Raw genomic sequence first — 20,581 nt, 5'->3', positions numbered from 1 at the left:
ACCGTGACGCAGGCGATCCGCTTTGACGCAGGAGGCTACCGCTACATCCCCTCGGTGTTCCAGTACTCCGCCGGCATCGCTGCCCTCGATGGGTTCGAGGTCGAGCGCGCGTGCCTGCACCGCCCCCTGCCGATGTCGCAGGCCTTCGCATTCGTCGAGCGCCACCTCGAAGCACTCGGCCGCCCACCCACAGCCTTCGCCGCGTGCGAGCTCCGCTCCCCCGCCCCGTTCACCGACCAGGGGTTTACCGATTTCAACCGATTCTACGTTGCCACGCTGGAGCGCTGGGGCATCTGGCGCGACGGCGCGAATCCCGTCGCGCGTACCAATGTCTGCCCATTCTACGATGCGCCGTCGGAGCCGGTGATGTTCGCCTTCTCCTACACGGTTCCCGCGCGCGGGGCATCGGCACGGCCGAGCTTCGTGATCGCCGGCGGCGGCGAGGCGGCAGAGGGCAGCGGCCCCTATCGCGACCGCACGGTCCGCCACGGCGAGACTCACCCGGAGGCGCTTCGCCAGAAGCTCGTCTTCGTGCGCGATGCGATGGAGGCCCGGCTTGCAGCGCTCGGCCTTACCTGGGCCGATGCGGTGCAGGCGCAGCTCTACACCGTGTTCGACATCGGCCATCTCTTCGGCGACTGCTTCGGGGCGCGCGGTGTGCTTCGACCGGGCGTTGTGTGGCACTACGCCCGCCCGCCCGTCGTCGGCCTCGATGTCGAGATGGACGTGATGGGCCCGGCGCGGACGATCGTGATCTGAGCCGACCGCCCGCGACGCCCCGGACGCACTATTCGGGCTGCACGCCGGCAGCGCGCAGGATCGCCGTGTAGCTCTCGACCCCCTGTCGCACCAGCGTCATCACCTGCTCCGGGCTTTCGAACCCGGCGCGCGGCGTGACGCCGGCAAGCTCGGCGAGCCGTGCCGCGTTCTGCTGGATCGCGCCACGGAATGCGGCACCGAGTGCTGCCAGCACCGGCGCCGGCGTGGCGGCGGGGGCGAGGATAGGGAAGAACTCCTCGAAGATCGCCTGCGGAAAACCAGCCTCCGGCGCGCTTGGCACGTCCGGCAGCACCTCGGTGCGCCGCTCCGCCATCACCGCGATGGCGCGCAGGCCACCACCCCGGATCTGCCCGATCGAGGAGGCCATGGTCGGCGTGCCAAGCTGCGCTTCCCCCGCCACGAGGGCGGCCACGGCGGGCCCGCCGCCGCGGTAATGCACGAGCTCGACCTCGATCTGCGTCCTCGCGCGGAACAGTTCGGCCGCGACGTGAACGCCGCTGCCGATGCCGGCGGTTGCCAGATTGTAGCGGCCAGGATTGGCCTTGATCGCCGCGATCAGCTCCTGCCCCGTCCGCGCCGGGAATTGCGGCGTGACGACCACGACATGTGGCGAGAAGCCGGCGACAGCGACCCCAGCGAAGTCGTTGATCGCGTTGTAGGGCACGCGCGCGACGATCGCCGGCACGGTGGCATGCGCGCTGTTGATCAGTACGGTGTAGCCGTCGGGGGCCGATCGCGCGACATGGTCAGAGCCAATGACGCTGCCTGCACCGGCGCGGTTCTCGACCACGATCGGCTGGCCGAGGGCCTGGCCGGTCGCCTCCGCGATGATGCGCCCGACGATGTCGTTCGATCCTCCAGGAGCGAAGGGAACGACCAGGCGGATCGGGCGCGTCGGGCGCCAGGCCGGGGCGCCCTGCGCCCGGACGATCGAGGGGGCGAGGCCCGCAGCGAGGGCGAGGGACAGGGTGCGGCGGCGTGTCGGCATGATGATGACGTTTCCCTTCGTTCCGGCATCGCTGCGCACCGCCCCGGCGGCATGCGCAATGCTCTTGAGCCAAGAATGCGGCGATCCGGCGACGGATGCCAGCCTGACGTGCGCACCCGCCCCCTCGGTGCTGGCGGCCGGGCCGGTTTGGCGGCACCCTGCGTCCCGGATGGTCGGTGAGGAGAACGTCATGGACACAGCGGCGGATGCAGCGATGCCGGTCATCGTCGAGCGGCGGGGGGATGGCGTTGCCCTCCTCCGCCTGAACCGGCCAGCACGTCGCAACAGCCTCTCGCTCGCCATGCTCGGCGCGCTGAATGCAACCCTCGTCTCCATCGCGGCAGACCCCGGCGTTCGCGTCGTCGTCATCGCCGGCGAGGGGGCTGCCTTCTGCGCCGGCCACGATCTGGCGGAACTCGATGCGCACAGGGCCGACGAGGATGGCGGCGCGGCGTTCTTCACCAACGCGATGGGCGCCTGTGCCACCTTCATGCAAGCCATCGTTGCGCTACCGCAGCCAGTGATTGCGGCGGTCCGCGGGATGGCGACCGCGGCCGGCTGCCAGCTCGTCGCTGCCTGCGACCTTGCGGTCGCCGACGAGAGCGCGCGGTTCTGCACGCCTGGTGTGTCGATCGGCCTCTTCTGCTCCACCCCTGCCGTGGCCCTCTCCCGCGCCGTGCCGCGCAAGGCAGCGATGGAGATGCTGCTGACAGGAGACGTGATCGACGCTGCCGAGGCGCATCGCATCGGCCTCGTCAACCGCGTCGTCGTGGCGGGGGCGGCGCGCGATGATGCGCTCGCGCTTGCCGCGCGCATCGCCGCCCGTTCTGCCGTCGCCGTGCGCCTTGGCAAGGCGTCGTTCCACCGCCAGCTCGGCCGTGATCTCAGCGAGGCGTATCGCGACGCCGCCTGCGTGATGGTCGAGAACCTGATGACGCGCGACGCGGGCGAGGGCATCGGCGCATTCCTCGCCAAGCGCCCGCCCGTGTGGGAGGACCGTTGACGGTGGGGGGGGCCTCGCGACAGGGCAAGTACGATGCCGGGATGGAGCGGAATGCGGCGAATTTCGTCCCGCTCTCGCCGCTGCCGTTCCTGGCGCGCGCGGCGTCCGTCTTCCCCGACCGTCCTGCCATCCTGCACGCAGGCGGAACGACGAGCTACCGCGCCTTCCGTGACCGCGCAGTGCGGCTTGCCTCTGCACTCGACGGCAACGGCATCGGCCGCGGCGACACGGTTGCCGCGCTGCTGCCGAACGGCCCGGCGATGCTCGAGGCGCATTTCGGCGTACCGATGGCACGTGCCGTGCTCAACGCCATCAACACCCGGCTGGATGCAGCGACCATCGGCTTCATCCTCGACCACGGCGAGGCGCGGGCCATCCTCGTCGATCGCGAGTTCATTCCGCTGCTGCGCGCAGCCCTCGGTCACTGCGCCGCGCGACCGCTGATCATCGAGGTGGACGATCCGCCCTGCCCGGAAACCGCGCGCGGCGAGACGCTTGGGGGAATCGCTTACGAGGCGCTGCTTGCTGGCGGCGATCCCGGCTGGGCCTGGCTGAGGCCGGAGGATGAGTGGGACGCGATCGCCCTCAACTACACGAGTGGCACGACGGGCCGGCCGAAGGGTGTCGTGTACCACCATCGCGGCGCGCATCTGCTGGCACTCGGCAACGTCACGGCGGGCGATATCGCGCGGCATCCCGTGTATCTCTGGACGCTGCCGATGTTCCACTGCAACGGCTGGTGCTTTCCGTGGACCATCACCGCGCTGGCCGGCACGCATGTATGCCTGCGGCACGTGCGGGGGCCCGAGATGTGGCGGCTGATTGCCGCGCATGGCGTGACGCATCTCTGCGGCGCGCCGATCGTGATGGCGACGCTGCTCGACGTTCCCGTTGCGGAACGGCCGCGCCTTGAGAACACGCCCACATTCCTCACGGCCGCCGCCCCGCCGCCGGAAGCCGTGCTCGCTGCCATGGCAGAAGCGGGGTTCCGCGTCTGCCACGTGTATGGGCTGACGGAGGTGTACGGCCCTGCCGTCGTCAACGAGTGGAACGAGGCGTGGGATGCGCTGCCGGCGGAGGATCGCGCGCGGAAGATGGCGCGACAGGGCGTGCGCTACCAGGCGCTCGAGGGGCTGACGGTCGCCGATCCGGAAACGCTCCTGCCTATGCCGGCCGATGGCGAAACGATCGGCGAGGTGCTGATGCGCGGCAACGTGGTGATGAAGGGCTATCTCAAGGACGAGGCAGCGACCGAGGCGGCCTTCGCCGGTGGCTGGTTCCATACCGGCGACCTCGGCGTGATGCATCCCGACAGCTACATCCAGCTGAAGGACCGTGCGAAGGACATCATCATCTCCGGCGGGGAAAACATCTCATCGATCGAGGTGGAGGACGCGCTCTACCGCCACGCCTCGGTTGCCGTCGCCGCGGTCGTGGCGATGCCGGACGAGCGCTGGGGCGAGAGCCCGTGCGCCTTCGTCGAGCTCAAGCCAGGTGCCGGCGCGACGGAGGACGAGCTGATCGCCTTCGTGCGCGGGGCGATCGCCCACTACAAGGCACCGCGGCGGGTGGTGTTCACCACCGTGCCGCGAACCTCCACCGGCAAGGTGCAGAAGCACGTACTGCGCCGTCTTGCGCGCGGCGACGATGCACCGCCCGGCGATGAGCGGTAGGATGATGGAAGGGGCGCACGCGACGCCAACGTGGACGACCCGTCGTGCCCTCATGGCCGCTTCCCCCGCGCTTGCCCTGGCCTCAGGCTGGTCGGGCAGCGCCAGGGCAGCACGGCCCATCACGCTCGGGCTCACCCCAGTTTTCCTCGACAGCGACATCGTGCTCGTGCGCCAGATCGAGGCCTATCTCTCCCGCCGCCTCGGCAGGACGGTGCAGGTCGTCAAGCGCCGCACCTATCGCGAGATCAGCGCGCTGCTCATTGCCGGCCAGCTCGACGCCGCCTGGATCTGCGGCTTTCCCTTCGTGCAGCACCGCGAGGCGCTGAGCCTCGTGGCGGCACCGCTCTATCGCGGCGCGTCGCTCTACCGCTCCTACGTGATCGTTCGCCGCGACAGGCGGGCCGAGAGCCTCGCCGACCTCAGCGGCGACATCCACGCCTTCTCGGACCCCGACAGCAATTCCGGGTTCCTGGTCACGAGCGCCGCGCTGGCCGCCAGGGGAGAGACGGCCGCCGGGTTCTTCGCACGCAGCTTCTTCACCTACGGCCATCGCAACGTCATCCGGGCCGTCGCCTCGGGCCTCGCCCAGTCCGGATCGGTCGATGGCTATGTGTGGGACGTGATGGCCGAGCTCGAGCCGGCTCTGGTCAGGGCGACGCGCATCCTGCGAACCTCGGAGCCGATGGGCTTCCCGCCCATCGCCGCCTCCCGCCAGACCGAGCCCTCGATCATCGCCGCAACCAAGGCAGCATTCCTCGGGATGGACAGAAGCACGATCGGGCAGGAGATCCTCGCCACACTCCGCCTTGATGGGTTCGCCCCGGTCGCCCCATCGCAATTCGACAGCATCGCGGCGCTCTGGCGCCAGGTGAGGGAGGCAGGATGAGCGCGCGGCGGAGGATGCGCTGGCCGCTTGCCATCAAGGTGCCGCTGCTCGTCGCGGCGCTGATGATCGGTGTCGCCGCGGCGATCTCCAAGCTCGTGCTGCTGCGGATCGAGGCGACGCAGGCAGCGCATTTCACCGAGCTCGGCGGCGCCTATCTCGATGGGCTCTCGACCGCGCTCCAGCCGGCGCTGATCCGCCGCGATCCGTGGGAAGCATTCGATGCGCTCGACCGCTCGCGCACGCGCTACTCCGGCGTCGCGGCGCTGCGCGTGCTCGTCGTGCTGCCCGACGACACGGTGCTCGCAGCCTCCGATCCTCTGCCCCACCCGCTCGGCTCTCCGGCCCCGCCCGCCTCCCACCCAGATGGCGACCCGACGCAGCTCGATACCGCGCACGGCACGGTGTGGATCCATCGGGCGATGGTCGAGGCCGGCGTGGCGATCGGCAGGATCGCCGCCGAGATCGACGTCACCGCGCTGGCGGCGGAACGGCGCGCGGCACTTGCCGCGCTGGTCGGCCTCAACGCGGCGCTGACCATCCTGCTCGCGGCACTCGGCTGGCTCCTGGTGCAGCGGATGCTGCGCCCGGTGCTCCGCCTGTCGGACCGGCTCGCGCAAGCCAGTGAGGGGCGGCTCGATCCCATTCCCGAGGCGGAGCTGCCGCCCGAGGATACGGATGAGGGCCGTGCCTACCGCCGCTACAACGCCGCTGCAGCGGCGATCACCGAGCGCGAGGCACTGCTGAAGCGCCTTGCCGAGCAGGAACGCCGCGCCCTGGTCGGCCGCTACGCCTCGGCCATGGCGCATGAGGTCAACAACCCGCTCGGCGGCCTGTTCAACGCCGTCCGCATGATCGAACGCCACGGCGCCGATCCGGTGCACCGCGCCCGCGCGGCGGCCCTGCTCGAACGGGGGCTGACCGGCATCCACAACGTGGTCCGTGCCTCGCTGATGCTGTGGCGCGGCGAGGTGGATGACCGCCCCCTCGCGCCCGGCGACATCGACGATCTCCGCTACCTGATCGAAAGCGAGGCGCGGCGCCGCGACCTGGTTCTCGCCTGGCGGCAGGATCTCGCATCGACCCCCGCGATCCCGGCGCAGGCGGTGCGCCAGATCGCGCTCAATCTCCTGCTCAACGCCTGCGCTGCATCGCCCCCGCAGGGCACGCTGCGCTTTCATGCCGTCACCGAGGCTGGCGCGCTCATCCTCACCGTTGCCGATGACGGGCCCGGGCTGCCGGCAGCGGCAGAGGTGCTGCTCACAGGTGCTGCGGCCGGTCGCCAGCTGCCGACAAATGGCCTCGGCCTCTGGACCGTGGCGCGGCTGACAGCCGAACTGGGCGCCACCATCACCATTGCCGGTCCACCGGGCGCGGCGATCACCGTGAGGATTCCAGATGCCGCGGAACGCCGCCTTGCCGACGCAGCCTGACACAGCCCCCCTGGTCGCGCTGATCGAGGATGACCCGGTGATGGGCCAATCCGTGGTCGACTGGCTGGCGGTCGAGGGCTACCGCACGCAATGGTTTCGCACCGGCGCTGAGGCGATCGGCGCGCTCGGCATGCGCCCCCCTGACGCGGTGATCTGCGACATCAGGCTGCCCGACATGTCGGGCGAGGACATCCATCGCGCGCTCGCGCAGCAATGCGGCCAGGTGCCGATGCTGTTCGTCACCGGTTTCGGCGACGTCGCGCAGGCCGTGCGGCTGATGCGGGCCGGTGCCGCCGACTACCTGACCAAGCCTTTCGATATAGATACGCTTTTAGAACGACTTGAGGCGCTGCTCGCGCCACGCTGGCAGCGCTGCGGCGGGCTTGTCCTCGGCACATCGCCGTCGATCGCTGCGGTCGAGCGACTGCTGCGCCGCATCGCGCCGATCGCCTCGACCGTGCTCATCACCGGCCCGAGCGGATCGGGCAAGGAGGTTGCCGCACGCCTGTTGCACGCGGAGGGACCGCACGCGGAAGCGCCGTTCATCGCGGTCAACTGCGCCGCGATCCCGCCTGACCTTCTGGAGAGCGAGATCTTCGGCCATGAGCGCGGCGCCTTCACAGGCGCTGCCGCACGGCATGACGGGCTGGCGTTCCGCGCTGGCGCTGGCATGCTGTTTCTCGACGAGGTCGCCGAACTGCCGTTGGCACTTCAGGCGAAGCTGCTGCGGCTGCTGCAGGAACGGAGCTTCCGCCGCGTCGGCGGCAGCAGCGACCTGCCGTTCCGTGCACGGATCGTTGCCGCGACGAATGCCGATCTCGAGGCAAGGGTCGCGGCCGGCCTGTTCCGCGCCGATCTCTTCTTCCGCCTGGCGGTCATCCATGTCGCGATGCCGCCGCTCAGGGCGAGAGGCGAGGACGTGCTGCCGCTCGCCCGCCGCTTCCTCGGTGAATTCGCCGCCGCGTTCGGCAGGCCACGCCGTGGCTTGACGAGTGTCGCCGAGGCGGCGCTGCTGGCATACGCCTTCCCCGGCAACATCCGCGAGTTGCGCAATCGGATGGAGCGGGCCGTCGCCCTGGCCGATGGCGACTGGATCGGCGCGGCCGACCTGTTCCCCGAGCGCGCCCTGGCCGCACCCGAAGCCGATGGGGGAGGGACTCTGGCCGCGGCGCGCGATGCGGCGGAGCGCCGCGCGATCGCCGCGGCACTCGCCGCCTGCAACGGCGACGTGGCGCGCGCGGCGGAACGGCTCGACGTCTCGCGCTCGACCATGTTCGAGAAGGTGCGCCGCTTCGCGCTGCGCACAGGGTCCAGTCAATCCGAAATCTCGGACTGACCCATGGACCGCCGTCCGGAAATCCGGACATGCGGTGCTGTCGGTCTGGCGCAACGCATTGATAGTCCAACTCGTTCGGCCCCGTGGGCCGCGGCACGGAGGTTGCTCATCTCCCGTCCGCATCCCGGATGGCCGGGCAAGATGGGGAGGATGACGGATGTCGGAACGAAAACAGCGTGCGGAAGCGGACCAGATCGCCCAGACCGTCCTGAAGGACGGCACCAACACGCAGCGGCGATCGCTGTTCGTCTCGGCGGCGGCGTTCGGGGCGGCGGCGGCGATCGGGACCGGGTCGACCCAGGCCCTGGCGCAGGCCCCGGCACAGGCACCGGCACAGGCACCGGCGCAGCCGGCGCCAGCCCCGCGGAGGGCGATCCTGAAGGACGACAGCCGCGTCTTGAACATCGGCGCGACGGTTCGTTCCGGCAATTACTGGAACTTCAAAACGTTCATGACGCCGGTTGAGGAATTCTACGTCCGCAACCACTACCCGACACCGACGGTCGAACAGCGCCCCGTGCTTGCGCGCGAGAACTGGAAGCTGCGCATCCACGGCACCTCCGTCGAGCGGCCGGTCGACCTTTCGTACAACGACCTGCTCGCCATGCCGTCGCGCACGATCATCGCGACGATGGAATGCCACGGCAACGGGCGCACGCTGTTCTGGGAGCAGGACGGGCTGACCGGGCAGGAGGTTGCCGGCGGCAACTGGGTGCTCGGTGCCGTCGGCCAGGCCGAGTGGCAGTACGTCCCGATGAGCGAGATCTTCGCCCGCGTCGGTATCAAGCCAGGCGCACGCACGGTGCTGTTCTGGTCGGGCGTCGACGGCAATGACATGGGCAGGCCGATGCCCTACAGCGACGTCGCTTCGCTGCAGCACGACATGGGCGTCTGCTTCGCGATGAACGGCAACCCGCTGATCCCCGATCACGGCGCACCGGTGCGCATGGTCGTGCCCGGCTGGGGCGGCACCGCCTCGATCAAGTGGCTCACCGAGATCCGCGTCACCGACAAGCGCGTCTGGGCGCGGCTGAACACGCGAGGCGAGGTCTATATCGGGCCCAGCTACGCGCGGCCCGAGTTCAGCGCCGATGACGAGTTCATCGGCGTGACGGCGGACGACATCAAGGGGCCCATGGTCACCTGGATGCCGCCGAAATCCTTCATCACCGTGCCGCTTGTGCTCGAGAAGTCGCCGTCGGTGCCGGCGAACTACCCGCTGCAGCGTGGCCAGGTCCCGCGCCTCTCGGCCGGGCAGCAGACGCTGCGCGGCTATGCCTGGGCGCCGCAGCACGGCGTGCGGAACGTCGAGGTGCGGATCGACGGCGGCGCCTGGCAGCAGGCGGCGATCAGGCCTCCCAATCTCGGCAAGTACACCTGGGTCAGGTTCGACGTGCCGTGGAACGCGACGGCGGGCCAGCACGTGATCGAGACGCGCGCGACCGACACTGCCGGGACGCAGCAGCCGGAGAAGGTGCCGCTCAACACGCTCGGCATGGCGAACTGGGCCATCCCGAAATTCAGGGTCGAGGTGGTCTGAGACGACCCTGCCTCCAGGTGCCGGCCCCTGCGTTCGGGGGCCGGCCGCTCCCTCCCGCTGAACCAACCCGGAGCATGCTGCCACGATGCGTTCGCTTGTATTTGCCGCTCTCGCCGGCGTCACTGTCGCCTTCGTCTCCCTCGCATCGGCCGATGCGCCGCGCAGCCAACAGGTCGGCCATGGTGCGCGGCTGTTCGCCGATTACTGCGCTGCCTGCCATGGCGACGATGGCCGCGCGGGTGCGGGCTATCAGACACCGATCTGGGGCCAGGGAGCGAAGATCGCGCGCTTCGAGAACGCGATGGGCCTGTTCGAATACAACCAGATGATGATGCCCTTCGACGACCCGACGAAGCTCAGCGACGAGGACAAGTGGGCGATCAGCGCGTACATGCTGGCCAACCACGGAACGATCGCGCCAACCGCCGAACTCGCGCCCGCCGCCGCGGCTGCAATCGCGATCAAGTAGCTGCCGCGCGCGCTCAAACCGCCCCCGTCGCGCCGCCGGTCGCAAACCCGCGCAGGCGCGCGGCGATCACGTCGCCCACCGCATCCACGGCACCGCGGCGAGGAAAGCGCGCGCGCCACACGATGCGCACCGTCCGCCCCGCCTGCGCGGCGAGCGGGCGCAGCACGATGCCGGCATCCTGCGCCGCACCGGCAGCGAGCCCGGGGATCAGCGTCGTGCCGTAGCCGGCGGCCACCATGTTCAGCAGCGTCGAGAGGGACGCGGCGCGCAGCGTGCCGCCGAGCGCCCCGCTCTGCCCACAGGCGGCGAGCGTCTGGTCGCGCAGGCAATGCCCCTCGGCCAGCACGAGGATGTCGCGCGCAAGCTCGCCCTCCTCCACGACGGCGCGGGCGGCAAGCGGATGCTCCGGCGGCAGGGCCGCAAGGAACGGCTCGGCGAAGAGCGGCCGGCTCGCGAGGTCGGGCCCGTCGAGATCGGTGGCGAGAAGTGCGGCATCGAGTTCATGCGCCCGCAGCCGGTCGACGATGGCTGACGTCTGGTCCTCCCACGGCTCGACCTCGAGCGCGGGCAGCGCCTCGCGCAGCGGCGCGAACACCAGCGGGAGCAGATAGGGTGCGAGCGTCGGGATGATGCCAAGCCGGAAGCGCCCGGCCAGCGGGTCGCGCAGCGTGAGTGCAACGGAGAGGATCGCGTCAGCCTCCGCCACGGCAGCGCGGACATGGCCGATCAGCCGCTCGCAGGCGGCGGTCGGCACCACGGCCTTGCTGCTGCGCTCGAACAGCGCGACACCCAGCAGCTCCTCGAGCTTGCGCAGCTGCACCGAGAGCGTCGGCTGGCTGATGCCGGAGGCCTCAGCAGCGCGGCCAAAATGCCTGTGCTCCGCGATGGCGAGGATGTAGCGCAGGTCTCTCAGGTTCATGGATCGGACCTACCCGGACGCGTGGATGGCCAGGTCGGCCACCCAGGCTTGATAGATGTCATCTATCACATTCGTTAGCGTGCCACGCTTCCATTCATCATCGGAAACCCGCTAACGTACGACCCGACAGAACATTACCCGATCGGTGGAGTGAGAACGGGGTGAAGCGCCCAACCGGAAACGCCCGGAGGGCCAACGCTTGCTGTGCCCAAACACAACCTTGCGGCGAACAGTTAACCGATTCGCCGGAGAGAAGCGTCGCGGTCGGAACGCACTGAGACGATCGGTCAAGACAGCCAGGAACGGAGAGCGAGAGATGGACGGATTAGGTGGCCAGGGTGCCGGCAAGTGCCCGGTGATGCATGGTGCTCCCAAGCACGCGACCTTCGGTGGCAGGTCGATCCGCGACTGGTGGCCGAACCAGCTCAATCTCAGGATCCTCCACCAGCACTCGGCGCTGTCCAACCCCATGGACAAGGGGTTCGCGTACGCCGAGGCGTTCAAGACGCTCGACCTCGAGGCGGTGAAGCGGGACATCTTTGCGCTGATGACCATGTCGCAGCCGTGGTGGCCGGCTGACTACGGTCATTACGGGCCGTTCTTCATCCGCATGGCGTGGCATGCCGCCGGCACCTACCGCACCGGCGATGGCCGCGGCGGCGCCTCGACCGGCGCGCACCGCTTCGCGCCCGAGAACAGCTGGCCCGACAACGGCAACCTCGACAAGGCGCGCCGCCTGCTGTGGCCGGTGAAACAGAAATACGGCGCGAAGCTCTCCTGGGCCGACCTGTTCATCCTCACCGGCAATTGCGCGATCGAATCGATGGGCCTGAAGCCCTTCGGCTTCGGCGGCGGCCGCGTCGACATCTGGGAGCCGGAGGAGGACATCTACTGGGGGTCGGAGACCACCTGGCTCGGCGATGCGCGCTATGCCGGTGACCGGCAGCTCGAGAACCCGCTCGCCGCCGTGCAGATGGGCCTCATCTACGTCAACCCCGAAGGTCCGAACGGCAACCCCGACCCGCTCGCCTCCGGCCGCGACATCCGCGAGACCTTCGCGCGCATGGCGATGAACGACGAGGAGACCGTCGCCCTCGTCGCCGGCGGCCACACCTTCGGCAAGTGCCACGGCGCTGGCCCGACCGAGCATGTCGGGCGCGAGCCCGAGGGTGCCGCGATCGAGGAGCAGGGCCTCGGCTGGCGCAACAGCTTCGGCACCGGGGTTGGCGCGCATGCCATCACCTCCGGCATCGAGGGCGCGTGGACGCCGACGCCGACGACCTGGGACAACAGCTACTTCGATACGCTGTTCGGCTTCGAATGGAAGCTGACCAAGAGCCCCGCCGGAGCCTCGCAGTGGATCCCGACCGATCCTGCGGCAGCAACGCTCGTGCCCGATGCGCATGACCCGACGAAGCGCCACGCGCCGATGATGACGACTGCCGACATGGCGATGCGGATGGACCCGATCTACGAGCCGATCTCGCGCCGCTTCCACCAGAATCCCGACCAGTTCGCCGATGCCTTCGCGCGCGCCTGGTTCAAGCTGACCCACCGCGACATGGGCCCGCGCGTGCGCTACCTCGGCTCGCTCGTGCCGAAGGAAGAGCTGATCTGGCAGGACCCGATCCCGCCGGTGACGCACCCGGTCATCGACGCCGCCGACATCGCGTCGCTGAAGGGCAAGCTGCTCGCCTCCGGCCTCTCGCTCTCAGAGCTGGTGACGACGGCGTGGGCCTCTGCCGCAACGTATCGCGGCTCGGACAAGCGCGGTGGCGCCAATGGGGCCCGCATCCGCCTCGCACCGCAGAAGGACTGGGAGGTGAACCAGCCTGCCCAGCTCGCGAAGGTGCTCGGCGTTCTCGAGGGCATCCGATCGGCGTTCAATGCCTCCGCTGCCGGCGGCAAGCAGGTCTCGCTCGCCGACCTGATCGTGCTCGGCGGCACGGCGGCGGTCGAGCGTGCGGCGAAGAATGCCGGCGTTGACGTCGCGGTTCCCTTCACGCCTGGCCGGACCGATGCGTCGCAGGAGCAGACGGACACGGAGAGCTTCTCGGTCCTCGAGCCGTTCGCCGACGGGTTCCGCAACTACCTCAAGACCGACTACACGATCTCGGCCGAGGAGCTGCTCGTCGACAAGGCGCAGCTGATGACGCTGACGGCCCCGGAAATGACGGTGCTCGTCGGCGGCATGCGGATGCTCGGCACCAACGTGGGCGGCGGCGCGCACGGCGTGTTCACCAAGAAGGCCGACACGCTGAGCAACGACTTCTTCGTGAACCTGCTCGACATGGCAACGGTGTGGAAGCCCGCCGGCACCGAGGGCGTTTTCGAGGGCCGCGATCGCACCACGGGCGAGCTGAAGTGGACGGGCACGCGCGTCGATCTCGTCTTCGGGTCGAACTCGGTGCTGCGTTCGCTCGCCGAGGTCTATGCCTGCAGCGACTCGCACAAGAAGTTCGTGCACGACTTCGTCGCCGCGTGGACGAAGGTGATGAATCTCGACCGCTTCGACCTCGCCTGAAATTGACCCCTTGAGGACCGGGCGCGGCTGACGATCAGCCGCGCCCGGATCTGGTCTGCCCCCTGCATCGCGCCGTGGCCAGGTGCGGCGATGTCTGCTATCGCCGCATGATGGCAACGACCTCTCCCTCGTCTCCGACGCTCGCTGCCGCCATTGCGACCGCCGCGGCCTTTGCCGCAGCCAACGAAATCGGCTGGCCGCGCGACCTCCGCGCGCATCTCGACAGCGGCTATTTCGAGCCGCCGCCCGACAACGCGATCATTGGCCCCGTCGCACCGCGCGGCGGCCCGGCGGGCGTGGTGATGCATCGCGGCAAGCGCATCGCTGCCTGGGGCGACACGACGCGCGCCGACATGACCTTCTCGGTAGCGAAGTCATACCTCTCGCTGCTCGCCGGCCTCGCGCAGCATGACGGGCTGATCGCCTCGCTCGACGAGCCGGTCTCGGCCCGCGTCGCGAGCCCCCACTTCGCCGGCCCGCGCAACGGCATCGTCACCTGGCGACAGTTGCTCACCCTCACCTCGGAGTGGGAAGGCACGCTCTGGGGCAAGTCGGACCTGATCGACCGCAACCGCGATCTCCTCCGCGAGGGCAAGGCCCGCAAGGGCGAGGCACGCCCGCTGCGCGACCCGGGAACGTTCTGGGAGTATAATGATGTGCGGGTGAATGCATTGTCGCTGGCACTGCTGCACCTGTTCCGCACGCCGCTGCCAGAAGTGTTCCGCGCGCGCATCATGGACCCGATCGGCGCGAGCACCGGATGGTCCTGGCACGCCTACGACACGGCGCTGGTCACCATCGACGGCACGGAGATGCCGTCGGTTCCGGGCGGTGGCCACTGGGGCGGCGGCGTGTTCATCGGCGCCGACGACCAGGCGCTGCTGGGCCAGCTCGTGCTCCAGCGCGGCACCTGGGACGGCCGGCAGCTGATCCCGGCCGCGTGGATCGAGGCGATCGCCGCACCCTGCCCGTTGAAGCCGGAATATGGGCTCCTCTGGTGGCTCAACACCGCGCGGGCGGCCGCACCCGCCGCTTCCGCACGCAGCGTCTTCGCCCGCGGTGCCGGCGGCAATACGACGTGGATCGATCCTGACCACGAGATCGTTTCCGTCACGCGCTGGCTCGACCCTGACGCGTTCCCCACCTATGCCGCGCGCGTTGTCGCGGCGATCACCGGCTGAACGCGAACACCAGCAGGAGCATACGCCATGGAACTTTCCGGTGCCGTCGCCCTCGTCACGGGCGGCAATGGCGGGCTCGGCCAGCGCATCTGCCACGCCCTCGCGCGCGAGGGGGTGCATGTCGCGGTCGTGTATGCGCGGAGCCGCGAACAGGCAGAGGGTGTGGCACGCGACATCGCCGCCCGGCACCAGGTGAACGCCGCTGCCTTCGGCTGCGATCTGACGGATGCCGCAGCCGTCGCCACGCTCGTGGATGACGTCGTGCGCCGCTTCGGGCGGCTCGACATCCTCGTCAACGACGCCGCCTACAACATCTCGATCCCTTTCCCCGACCTCGATGCGATGACGATGGAGGAGTGGGGGAAGATCATGGACATCAACCTCACCGGCCCGATGCGGCTGATGAAGGCGGCTGCACCCGTGATGAAGGCGCAAGGGCGTGGGCGCATCGTCAACATCGCCTCCGTCGCCGGGCTCGGGCCATCAGGCTCGTCGATCGCCTATGCCGTATCGAAGGCAGGGCTGATTCATCTCACGCGCTGCATGGCGGTGGCGATGGCACCCCATACGCTCGTCAATTGCGTCGCCCCCGGGCTGCTCGAAGGCACGCGCGCGACGGCCAATCTCAGGCCTGAGCTGGTCGAGGCCTCAGCGTCAGCCTCGCTGCTCAAGAAGCCAGCCGACAAGGATGATTGCGCCGGAATGGTCGTCGCGATGTGTCGCACCGAGACGATGACGGGACAAACGGTGGTGATCGATTCAGGCCGCGTGTTCCACTGATCGGCCGAAGGTTCAGTCCGCCAACGCAACGCAGGCGAAGCCGACGCGCGCCTCTGTCGGCACGCCAAACAGCGCAGTGTGGCGTGCCGGCAGGCCGCCGGGGAAGTGCTTCACATAGGCCACGTTGCAGGCATCATAGTCCGCCCTGTCGCTGATCAGCATCGTCACCTGCACCACGCGGTCGAGCCCGCTGCCTGCCTCGGCGAGGATCGCGGCGACGAAGGCGAGCGCATTGTCGACCTCCTCGCCCGGCGTCGCACCACGATGGATGCCGTGCGCGGGGTCATGCGGTGCCGAGTGGCCCGACACCCACACCATGCCGGCTGCCTTCACCGCGCGACTGAAGGGGCGCTTCTCGCCCGGCGCCGGCGGGTGAAGGATCTCCATCAAGCAGCGACCGCCGCGGCAACGGAGGCGAGCACCGGCGCCTCGCCCTCCAGCGTCGTGCGATGCATGCGCCGCGTGTAGCGCTCCTCGTCGAACGACGTGGCACAATGCTGCGTGCAGCGATTGTCCCACAGCACGGCATCGCCGGGCCGCCAGCTGTGGCGATAGAGGAACTCTGGCCGGTGCGCGACATCGCAGAGCTCGGCGATCAGCGCTGTTCCCTCCGCCTCCGCCATACCCTCGATCTCGACAGCCCATCGCCCGATATAGAGGGCCACACGACTGTTGCGCGGGTGCAGCCGCGCGATCGGGTGCCACACATCAGGGCGGTCGCGCTTCTGCTCATCCGTCAATGCCGGCAGGTGCGGATAGTGGACGTGGTGCAGCGTGATCCTGCTGAACCGCGCACGGCGCCCCGCCAGCCGCGCCTTCGTCTCGCGCGGTAGGGCATGCCACGCTGCCCGCGTGTCTGCGAAGATGGTGTCGCCTCCCTCGGGCGGAACCTGCACTGCGGCGAGGAACGACCCGGCATTCGGGATGGCCTTGTCCTCGCCATCGCTATGGAACCCCATCCCGGCGCGGCGCATGCCGACGGCCTTGCCCCCCTCCTCGGCATTGCCGACGACGAAGATCTCCGGGTGACCATCGAGATTGTATTGAAGCGGCACCATGATGTGCAGCGGGCCGAGCCTCCGCGTGAACGCGATCTGCTGCTCCGGCGTCATCGCAAGATCGCGGAACACCAGCACAGCATGATCGTGCCACGCCTGCTCGACGGCACGGAACGTTTCCTCGTCGAGCTGAAGCGTCGGATCGATGCCGGTCACCTCGGCACCGAAACCGGATGGCGTGAGCGGCGTGATCGCGAGTGCCATCGCATCGTCCTCCAGGTCGTTCCGCTGCGTACGCTGATCGTAACGGCTCCCGGCGCGAACGCAACGCCGCTGCGATCGCTGATGTGCAGCGACCTTTTGCGGACTACGATCCTTGTCGCGCTGCGCCCGCAATCGAGGACCCCTGCCGATGTTCACCATCAATGACCTGCCAGCACCGGTGCCGCCTGCCCTGCTCGACCTGCTCCGTCGCGCCGAACCGGCAACGATCGGCCATTTCCGCCACACCGGCTTCATGGCGCCGGAAATCCGCGGCCTGCTGCCCGATCGGCGCATCGCCGGCACGGCCGTGACCATCCGCTGCCACGGCTCCGATACGACGATCGTCCACTACGCACTCGGCAAGCTCCGCCCTGGCGATGTCCTGGTGATGGACCGTGCCGGCGACATGCGCCACGCCTCCTGCGGCGGCGGCGTCGCCTTCGCCGCGCGCGAGGCTGGATGCGCCGGCATCATCATCGACGGCATGGCAACCGACATCGGCGAGTTGCGCGACTATGGCGTTCCGGTCTGGGCGCGCGGCCTCTCCGCAGTGACGGGCAAGCGGCAATTCACGCATGGCGAGTTCTGCGTGCCCATCTCCTGCGGCGGCGTTGCGGTTGAGCCCGGCGATGCCGTCCTGGCGGACGAGAACGGCGTTCTCGTGCTGAAGGCCGCCGAGATCACCGAGGCGGCGGAACGCGCCATCGGCATGCAGGAGGCGGAGAAGACGACGCTCGCGCGCATCGCCGCGGGCGAGAGGATGCCAGACATCAACGGCACCAACGCGCGCATCGCCGAGCTTCTCGCCGCACAGGCCGCGCGGGGCTAAGCTGCGCTGCCGCGAGGGGCGTCGATCCGCGCGAAGGGCCGCGCCGCCTCGAACGCGGCGGCGGCGCGGAGCACGAGCGCGTCGTCATGCGCCGGCCCGACGATCTGCAGCCCGATCGGCAATCCCGCCCGCGTGAGGCCGCAGGGAACGCTGATCGCCGGCTGCATCGTCATGTTGAACGGGAAACAATAGGGCGACCATTCCGTCCAGCGCGTCTGGCGCGCGGGGTCTGGCACCTCCTGCCCGGCCATGAAGGCGGGGATGGGCAGCGTCGGCGTCAGCAGCACGTCGTACCGCTCATGCAGCGCCTTCATCGAAACGCCCATGCGCGCACGCACCATGCCGGCCTCGATCAGGTCGGAAGCCGAGAAGCGCTCAGCCTCCTCGGCAATCTCGCGCAGGCCAGGATCGACGAGGGCGCGCAGGTCCGGCGCCATGGGCCTGAGGTTCTGCGCAGCACCCGCGTACCAGAGGATGCGGAAGGCGTCGTGCGGGTCGGCAAAACCAGGGGCGACCCCCTCGACCGTCGCACCCAGCGCCTCGAACGCGGACACGGCATCGGCGAAGGCGGCAGCGACCTCGTCATCAAGCCCGCGCACGTAGCCAAGTGTGGCACTCGCCGCGATCCGCCAGCCGCGCACCCCGTCAGAGAGGCCCATCCGCCAGTCACGCGCGTCATGCGGCAGCGCCATCCAGTCGCGCGCATCGGGCCTCGCGATCGCCGTCAGCATCAGTGCGGCATCCGCGACGGTGCGCGTGATCGGCCCTGTGTGCGACAGCGTGCCCTGCACCGTGGGCGGCCACAGCGGCACGCGGCCGAAGGACGGCTTGTGGCCGACGACGCCGGTGAAGCCGGCCGGGATCCTGATCGAGCCCCCGCCGTCGGAGCCCTGGTGCAGCCACCCCATGCCGAGTGCGGCAGCGACGGCAGCGCCGCCGCTCGACCCGCCAGGCGTGGTGCGCACATCCCAAGGGTTGCGCGTGGTGCCGGTGAGCGCGCTGTCGCACACGCCCTTCCAGGCGAACTCCGGCAACGTGGTCTTGCCGAGCAGCACGGCACCGGCCTCGCGCATGCGCGCGACGACGGGTGCATCGTCATTCCATGGCTGGTCACGCGCGATCGTGCGGCTGCCGCGCAGTGTCGGCCAGCCGCGCGTCAGCGTCGCGTCCTTGATCGTGCTCGGAACGCCATCGAGAACACCCAGGGGCCGACCGGCGCGCCAGCGCTCCTCGCTCTGCCGCGCGGCCTGCATCGCGCCGACCTCGTCGACCAGCACGAATGCGTTCACCGCAGGCTCGAAGGCGCGGATGCGGGCAAGCGCTGCTGACGTCGCCTCGACGGGCGAAAGCGTGCCACGCCGGAACGCGTGGAGCAGGGCCGTGGCGCTGTCGGCCGGAAGGTCCATCACGGTCAGGGAGCGCGGATCACATCCATCACCAGCGTGCCTTCGTAGCTGCGTGGCTCAACCCGGTAGGGCTTCCGTGCGGCCCAGACGCCGTGCTGGTGATGCAACGCGATCGCGCCGACATCCTCTCCGAACGCGATGTTGGTCGCGCGCTCGAGCAGCGCGGCACGGCGCGTGTCATCGACCGTGCGCAGCGCCTCGAGCACGAGGTCATCCACCACGGGGTTGCTGTACCGGCCTCGATTGGCCGCACCCATGGCACGCGCCGGATCGAACGTGCCGAGCAGCGAGCGCAGCGCCGAGCCGTTCTCACCCGTGCCAGAGGCGAAGCCGAGCTGGATCAGGCTGTAGCGCGGCGTGCGGTTCGGCCCGCCTGTCGTCGCCTGGGTAAAGAATACGTTGCCGGGCATCGTATCGACTTCGGTGCGGATGCCGACGCGCGTCAGCATCTGCGCGATCGCCTGGGCAATTCGGGCATCGTTCACGTAGCGATCATTCGTGCCATGCAGCGTGATCCCGAAGCCATCCGGATAGCCCGCCTCGGCGAGAAGCCGCCGCGCTCCCTCCGGGTCGAACGGTACGGGCTGCAGCGTACGGCTCGCACCGAACGCGAAGGGCGGCATGATCTGCGCGGCCGGTTCCGCGACACCTTCCATTACGCGATCGACGATCGCCTGGCGGTTGATCGCCATGCTGATCGCGCGGCGCACGCGCGCATCGCGCAGCGGGTTTCGCCCTGTCACGCCGGTCACGAAGGGTGTCTCGTCGCGGAACTGGTCGAGATGCAGGTACATCGTCCGCGCCGTCACGCCTTGCGTGACGGTGAAACGCGGATCCGCGCGCAGGCGGCCGATGTCTGCGGTTGGCGGCTGGTCGATGAAATCGACCGACTCGGACAGCAATGCAGCGGTGCGGGCGGTGGCATTGCGGATGAAGCTGACGGTCACGCGCGTATAGGGCTGCACGCCGCCCCAGTAGGCCTCGTTTCTGACCATCACCAGTTGCGACCCGGGTGTGAACGAGACGAACCGGTAGGGGCCGGTGCCGACGAGCGCATCGCCACTGTTGAACTGCGGCGTGCCCGCCCCCTCGGCCTTCGCCCTTCGCACGATCATCACGTTGGCGAGGTTGTTCGGCACGAGCGGGTTTGGTGCTGCGGTGATGATCCGTAGTGTCAGGTCATCGACCTTCTCGACCGTCATGCCGGCGACGAACATCGCGAAGGACGATGGCGAGTTCGGCACCGCCGGCGCACGCGCGAGGCTGAAGGCGATGTCCTCGACCGTCAGCGGTGCGCCGTCGTGAAAACGCACGCCTGGGCGCAGCTTGAACTCCCAAGTCGTGTCATCGATCGGGCGCCAGCTCTCGGCGAGGCCGGGACGAGGCTGGTTCTGACGGTCGAAATTGGTCAGCCCATCGAAGAAATGCTGGGCGACGGCGTTGTTCGGCGAGAAATTGTGGAAGTGCGGATCAAGCGACGAGGGATCGAGCGAGAAGCCGGCCCGCAACTCCTCCGCCGCTGCCGCCGTGGCGAGGCTCAGGCTGAGAACGGCCGAAAGGGCCCAGGTCATGCGC

The 20,581-nt window shown here is 69.2% G+C and carries 18 protein-coding genes; 12 read left to right on the top strand and 6 right to left on the bottom strand.

What is annotated here, in order from left to right:
- Positions 1 to 3: 3 nt before the first annotated feature.
- Positions 4 to 759, top strand: a complete 756-nt coding sequence (locus Q0C38_RS06865; RefSeq protein ID WP_291296328.1) for a hypothetical protein — start codon at positions 4 to 6, stop codon at positions 757 to 759.
- 28 nt (positions 760 to 787) lie between these two features.
- On the opposite strand, the gene Q0C38_RS06860 is transcribed toward Q0C38_RS06865, so the two are convergent.
- Positions 788 to 1,768, bottom strand: coding sequence for a tripartite tricarboxylate transporter substrate binding protein (locus Q0C38_RS06860; protein ID WP_291296327.1), 981 nt, complete (start codon positions 1,766 to 1,768; stop codon positions 788 to 790).
- Positions 1,769 to 1,958: 190 nt separating this feature from the next.
- Here Q0C38_RS06860 and Q0C38_RS06855 point away from each other — a divergent pair, with 190 nt between their 5' ends.
- The 7 genes from Q0C38_RS06855 to Q0C38_RS06825 all read left to right on the top strand — a co-directional run bounded on the left by Q0C38_RS06855 (position 1,959) and on the right by Q0C38_RS06825 (position 10,105).
- On the top strand, positions 1,959 to 2,771 hold the full coding sequence (locus Q0C38_RS06855; protein WP_291296326.1) for an enoyl-CoA hydratase: 813 nt from the start codon (positions 1,959 to 1,961) through the stop codon (positions 2,769 to 2,771).
- Between the two features lie 2 nt (positions 2,772 to 2,773).
- Entirely contained in the window at positions 2,774 to 4,444 is a 1,671-nt protein-coding gene (locus Q0C38_RS06850) for an AMP-binding protein (protein ID WP_291296381.1), read from the top strand.
- 52 nt (positions 4,445 to 4,496) lie between these two features.
- The gene (locus Q0C38_RS06845) at positions 4,497 to 5,330 is read left to right on the top strand and encodes a PhnD/SsuA/transferrin family substrate-binding protein (RefSeq protein ID WP_291296325.1); all 834 of its coding nucleotides are present in this window, start codon (positions 4,497 to 4,499) and stop codon (positions 5,328 to 5,330) included.
- The gene (locus tag Q0C38_RS06840; protein ID WP_291296324.1) at positions 5,327 to 6,760 is read left to right on the top strand and encodes a HAMP domain-containing sensor histidine kinase; all 1,434 of its coding nucleotides are present in this window, start codon (positions 5,327 to 5,329) and stop codon (positions 6,758 to 6,760) included. Before Q0C38_RS06845 ends, Q0C38_RS06840 begins: the two co-directional genes overlap by 4 nt.
- Positions 6,726 to 8,096: a sigma-54 dependent transcriptional regulator gene (locus Q0C38_RS06835; protein ID WP_291296323.1), complete on the top strand. Its 1,371-nt coding sequence runs from the start codon at positions 6,726 to 6,728 to the stop codon at positions 8,094 to 8,096. Before Q0C38_RS06840 ends, Q0C38_RS06835 begins: the two co-directional genes overlap by 35 nt.
- 157 nt (positions 8,097 to 8,253) lie before the next feature.
- Positions 8,254 to 9,636 (top strand): molybdopterin-dependent oxidoreductase, encoded by a 1,383-nt coding sequence (locus tag Q0C38_RS06830; RefSeq protein WP_291296322.1) that lies wholly within the window; start codon positions 8,254 to 8,256, stop codon positions 9,634 to 9,636.
- A gap of 85 nt (positions 9,637 to 9,721) precedes the next feature.
- On the top strand, positions 9,722 to 10,105 hold the full coding sequence (locus Q0C38_RS06825; RefSeq protein ID WP_291296321.1) for a c-type cytochrome: 384 nt from the start codon (positions 9,722 to 9,724) through the stop codon (positions 10,103 to 10,105).
- A 13-nt stretch (positions 10,106 to 10,118) separates the two neighbouring features.
- On the opposite strand, the gene Q0C38_RS06820 is transcribed toward Q0C38_RS06825, so the two are convergent.
- Positions 10,119 to 11,024, bottom strand: a complete 906-nt coding sequence (locus tag Q0C38_RS06820) for a LysR substrate-binding domain-containing protein (protein ID WP_291296320.1) — start codon at positions 11,022 to 11,024, stop codon at positions 10,119 to 10,121.
- Positions 11,025 to 11,340: 316 nt separating this feature from the next.
- Between Q0C38_RS06820 and katG the strand changes: the two genes are divergently transcribed.
- The 3 genes from katG to Q0C38_RS06805 all read left to right on the top strand — a co-directional run bounded on the left by katG (position 11,341) and on the right by Q0C38_RS06805 (position 15,509).
- Complete coding sequence (gene katG, locus Q0C38_RS06815; RefSeq protein ID WP_291296319.1) at positions 11,341 to 13,548, top strand: catalase/peroxidase HPI; 2,208 nt, start codon at positions 11,341 to 11,343, stop codon at positions 13,546 to 13,548.
- Between the two features lie 110 nt (positions 13,549 to 13,658).
- Positions 13,659 to 14,729 carry a serine hydrolase gene (locus Q0C38_RS06810; RefSeq protein WP_291296318.1) on the top strand — a complete coding sequence of 357 codons (1,071 nt, stop codon included), beginning with the start codon at positions 13,659 to 13,661 and terminating at the stop codon, positions 14,727 to 14,729.
- Between the two features lie 27 nt (positions 14,730 to 14,756).
- Positions 14,757 to 15,509 carry an SDR family NAD(P)-dependent oxidoreductase gene (locus Q0C38_RS06805; RefSeq protein ID WP_291296317.1) on the top strand — a complete coding sequence of 251 codons (753 nt, stop codon included), beginning with the start codon at positions 14,757 to 14,759 and terminating at the stop codon, positions 15,507 to 15,509.
- Between the two features lie 12 nt (positions 15,510 to 15,521).
- Here the strand turns inward: Q0C38_RS06805 and Q0C38_RS06800 are convergent, their stop codons facing one another.
- The gene (locus tag Q0C38_RS06800; protein ID WP_291296316.1) at positions 15,522 to 15,896 is read right to left on the bottom strand and encodes a RidA family protein; all 375 of its coding nucleotides are present in this window, start codon (positions 15,894 to 15,896) and stop codon (positions 15,522 to 15,524) included.
- A complete protein-coding gene (locus Q0C38_RS06795) occupies positions 15,896 to 16,771 on the bottom strand; it encodes a TauD/TfdA family dioxygenase (protein WP_291296315.1) in 876 nt (291 codons plus the stop codon). Before Q0C38_RS06795 ends, Q0C38_RS06800 begins: the two co-directional genes overlap by 1 nt.
- Positions 16,772 to 16,919: 148 nt before the next feature.
- Between Q0C38_RS06795 and Q0C38_RS06790 the strand changes: the two genes are divergently transcribed.
- Positions 16,920 to 17,600: an RraA family protein gene (locus tag Q0C38_RS06790; RefSeq protein WP_291296314.1), complete on the top strand. Its 681-nt coding sequence runs from the start codon at positions 16,920 to 16,922 to the stop codon at positions 17,598 to 17,600.
- On the opposite strand, the gene Q0C38_RS06785 is transcribed toward Q0C38_RS06790, so the two are convergent.
- On the bottom strand, positions 17,597 to 19,006 hold the full coding sequence (locus tag Q0C38_RS06785) for an amidase (RefSeq protein ID WP_291296313.1): 1,410 nt from the start codon (positions 19,004 to 19,006) through the stop codon (positions 17,597 to 17,599). The genes Q0C38_RS06790 and Q0C38_RS06785 overlap by 4 nt on opposite strands.
- Positions 19,007 to 19,011: 5 nt before the next feature.
- A complete protein-coding gene (locus Q0C38_RS06780; protein WP_291296312.1) occupies positions 19,012 to 20,577 on the bottom strand; it encodes an ABC transporter substrate-binding protein in 1,566 nt (521 codons plus the stop codon).
- Positions 20,578 to 20,581: the final 4 nt, after the last annotated feature.

Source organism: Elioraea sp. (assembly GCF_022842375.1).
GTDB lineage: Bacteria > Pseudomonadota > Alphaproteobacteria > Acetobacterales > Acetobacteraceae > Elioraea_A.
The sequence above is the reverse complement of the archived record's forward strand: the minus strand, read 5'-3'. Positions and strand labels throughout refer to the sequence as shown.